The organism is Bradyrhizobium sp. AS23.2, assembly GCF_001908185.1.
GTDB lineage: Bacteria > Pseudomonadota > Alphaproteobacteria > Rhizobiales > Xanthobacteraceae > Bradyrhizobium.
Genome location: NZ_LGHM01000273.1, coordinates 1 through 3,420 on the forward strand (window position 1 = coordinate 1; position 3,420 = coordinate 3,420).

Consider the following 3,420-nt stretch of genomic DNA (forward strand, 5'->3'; position numbering starts at 1 on the left):
CCGCTGATGTGTTTCTCGCTGGCGGCGTCAATATGAGTTTTCATCAGCCGCTCATTCTCGAAGAGATGATCGCGCCTCGCATCGGCGATTGCAAGGGCTTCAACAAATTTGATCAAGTCGGGATCTAATTCACGCGGGCTTACACACCGCGATCTACGATGAAAAACGTCCCTCGTCTTCGCATGCCTCATAACAGCAAGATGCTGCATGCAGTCCAAGAGGGGCAGGTCGCTTACATATCGATCGTAGATTTGGACATAATTGAAAGCAGAACGGTGGATGCCGAGGAGCGGAGAATCTGGAGCGGGATTGTTGCACTGGCAGAGATCAAGTTCAGGAACCCACTTGTATCACTGTATAGAAGACCCCCGACCACATCGTTATGAGCGGCGGAATACTGATCAGCTTCGTTGATTTTCCTGCGCTTTTCTTGGAATTCGACCACGTTCGCTGCGCTTCGTGCGGGTCGTTTCTGGTGCGAAACTGGTGCGGTTCGTCTGCAATCGAGGGCATGTGCCTTCTGTTCGTGATAACGTGAGAACACAAGTCAGTCCCGGCGAACGACGGCAAGCCAATCCCTACGCCGTCGTACCGGCTGATCGCGGCGACCTGTCAAGGTCAGCGTCCACGCGGTTCGCAATGCGCTATCGGTAGCGAGCCGAGACGTTCATGGAAAAGCAAGCCAGGCGAAAAAAGTCGTGAGTTTCTTCGAGCGTCTAAAGATAGAAGCATCCGCTGAGTGGCGGGCCTACACCGAGCATCCCTTCACGAGCGGATTGGCAGACGGCTCGCTCCCCGAAACGGCGTTTCGTCACTACCTCGTTCAAGACTACCTGTTCCTCATCGAGTTTGCTCGCGCCTACGCGCTCTCAGTCTACAAGTCGCCCAAACTTGCCGACATGCGTGAAGCAGCGGCCGGCCTTTCGGCCATCCTTGATGTCGAGATGAACCTGCATGTGAAGCTCTGTGCCGGTTGGGGTCTGTCCCCGAGCGACCTTGAGCAAACCCCTCCGGCGGTCGAGATGCTGGCCTATACACGCTACGTGCTCGACGCAGGAATGCGCGGCGATCTCCTGGCACTCAAGGTGGCGCTTGCCCCCTGCGTGATCGGGTACGCGGAGATCGCAACGCGGCTCGCCTCGCGACCCACTGCGGACGCTGTGACGAACTCCTATCGCGTTTGGATCGCCGAGTACGCCGGCGTGCCGTACCAGGAGGTCGCGGCGAAAGCGCGAGCGCACCTGGAGCATCTCGCCGATCGCTACGCCACGCCGGCCCGCGAGGCAGAGCTGATTGCGATCTTCAAGGAAGCCACCCGACTCGAGACAGACTTCTGGGAGATGGGCTGGCGCGCGGGCCAGCGTGTTGAATAACCCTTTCGGCGATCAGCAGGCTCATAACCTGAAGGTCACAGGTTCAAATCCTGTCCCCGCAACCAGTTGGCAAGCCCTTGAAATCAGATCGATTTCAAGGGCTTTTCATTGTTCCAACTCTATGCTCAATTTTCGCTCGTGGAAGCGACGTGGAAGCAGTGGGAGGTAGGTCGCAGCGTAGGTTGGCGATGGCGTGATGACTCAATTGTGATTGCAGGTCGATCGCGAGACAGAAGCTCAGCACCGGTTTTGGCCCCAGACTCTGTTCGGCATCTGTTGCCGCGGCCCATCCCTTCTCGAACGCATTTTCTGAGACCGTCCCTGGTCCTCTCAAGGCTGAAACAGGGGTTCGATTCCCCTAGGGAGCGCCAGCAAACTCAGGCACTTAGGTAGCCATCAGCCGCGTTCGTTGAATAACGGTTGAATAAGACGCTGGTGAACAGCGGCGAACGCTTGGGAAATTTGCTGCCGACATTAGCAGACTAGCCTCGGCGCGATGCTTCACTGTGGCTGGCGCATTCGCGAGAAATTTCCTGTCGCCCTTGGTGTCCGGAAATATTCAAACGGCCGCTAACGTGCGCTGTCGTACGCGAGCGCCCTCGGATGTTCGCATTGACGTTGCTCGTCGCACAATCAACTCTCGTCCTGTCGAGCTTTGTGCGAATAGGAGGGCAACGTGAGATACAATCGACGAGAGAAAACTGGCGGACAACCGTCACAAATCAGTCTATCCGCTCCGAAAGCCGCAGAACCGAGCACGATGCCATTCACCCAGCGGCTAACCTGCACGATTGACGATGCATGCGTAGTGACCAGCTTGGGACGCACGAAGCTTTACGAGTTGATACGAGCTGGGCGTATCGTCACGACAACGATCGGACGTCGGCGACTAGTAGTAGTGCGCTCACTTCTGGCGCTCCTTGATACCAACATGTCGAACTAATGGACGTGCGACTTAAGGGAGAAACCTCGCCTTGAACGCGCTTTTCCTCAGGCACTCATTTTGATGACACAACCGTGCTCCCTTAGCCGGTTGAACTCGTCCGCCCACCACCGCATCATCGCGCTTCTGTCAGAATTCGGCGGCATGAGTAAATCGGCCGCATCTGCTGAGAGAGGCACACAAAACCGGACCAGCATATAGAGTCAACTGATGGAGAGTTGCGCCTCAATGCGGCTGTGCTAGTACGCCCACTCTCGAATCGAGGAGCCAAAAGTGGCGAAGAAGGCAAAGAAGACGGCTACGAAGAAGAAGCCTGTGCGTCGCGAATACACAAAGGCTGACGTGAAGGAGCTGCGCGCTCATTCGAAAGCGAAGACTCCGGTTGCAAAAATTGCGAAGCTCACAAAGCGCTCCGAAGGCTCACTCCGCCAAAAGGCGCTCAAGCTTGGAATCCGGCTCGGTCACCAGCGCTAGAAGGCGGCATCATGACGCTCTTCAATAGAGTGTTCTCGACCAGAACGTTGTTGCAAATCATCTGCGTTCTCGTCGCTGTTGTCGCAATGAAGCTGTTGAGTGCTCATTATGACTTCAGCTGGGCAGCTGCAGTTGGCGGTTGACTCAAAGAACACCCTGGAAGGTTGAGCAGAAAAGAAGCCCACCTAGTGGCGAGCTATCACGCGGCGTTCAGTAATGGCGCCCTTCAGAGCCGCAGGGGTGAAGGAGACTAGTCAAAAATCTAGCGCGGGCGATTTCCCGATATGTGCGGCAGGACTCGAACCAGCAACCAGGCCGTTATGAGCGGCAGACTATCGATCAGGTTCGTTGATTTTGCTGTATTTTCGTTCGAGTTCGATCGCGTTCGTTGCGGTTCGATCACGCCGTTTCTGGTGCGAAACTGGTGCGGTTGCCCGGTTTGTGGTTCTGAGGATGGTCCCTCGCGTTGGCCGGTGCTGACCACCTATGTCGCTTACGAATTTTTGCGCGTTGCAGGAGGCTGGATCCTGCAAGCCCTAGCAAGCCCTAGGCGGTGTGGACACTTATCGCATCCATAGGACGATTGCGGCGAGAGTGACGACGGCGCGGTAATTTCGGGCCGTCTTTTCG

At 56.2% G+C, this 3,420-nt stretch carries 3 protein-coding genes; all 3 read left to right on the forward strand.

Annotation, left to right across the window (positions count from 1 at the left end; genetic code table 11):
• Positions 1-698: 698 nt before the first annotated feature.
• The 3 genes from tenA (at position 699) to AC630_RS40650 (ending at position 2,790) form a co-directional block, all read left to right on the forward strand.
• On the forward strand, positions 699-1,373 hold the full coding sequence (gene tenA, locus AC630_RS40635; RefSeq protein ID WP_074123944.1) for a thiaminase II: 675 nt from the start codon (positions 699-701) through the stop codon (positions 1,371-1,373).
• Between the two features lie 760 nt (positions 1,374-2,133).
• A complete protein-coding gene (locus AC630_RS48585; RefSeq protein WP_074123945.1) occupies positions 2,134-2,316 on the forward strand; it encodes a helix-turn-helix domain-containing protein in 183 nt (60 codons plus the stop codon).
• 273 nt (positions 2,317-2,589) lie between these two features.
• A complete protein-coding gene (locus tag AC630_RS40650) occupies positions 2,590-2,790 on the forward strand; it encodes a hypothetical protein (RefSeq protein WP_057848204.1) in 201 nt (66 codons plus the stop codon).
• The last annotated feature ends 630 nt before the right edge of the window (positions 2,791-3,420 follow it).

Coding starts and splice junctions, on each gene's coding strand:
- AC630_RS48585 (WP_074123945.1), top strand. CDS start 2,134: ATGCCATTCACCCAGCGGCTAACCTGCACGATTGACGATGCATGCGTA.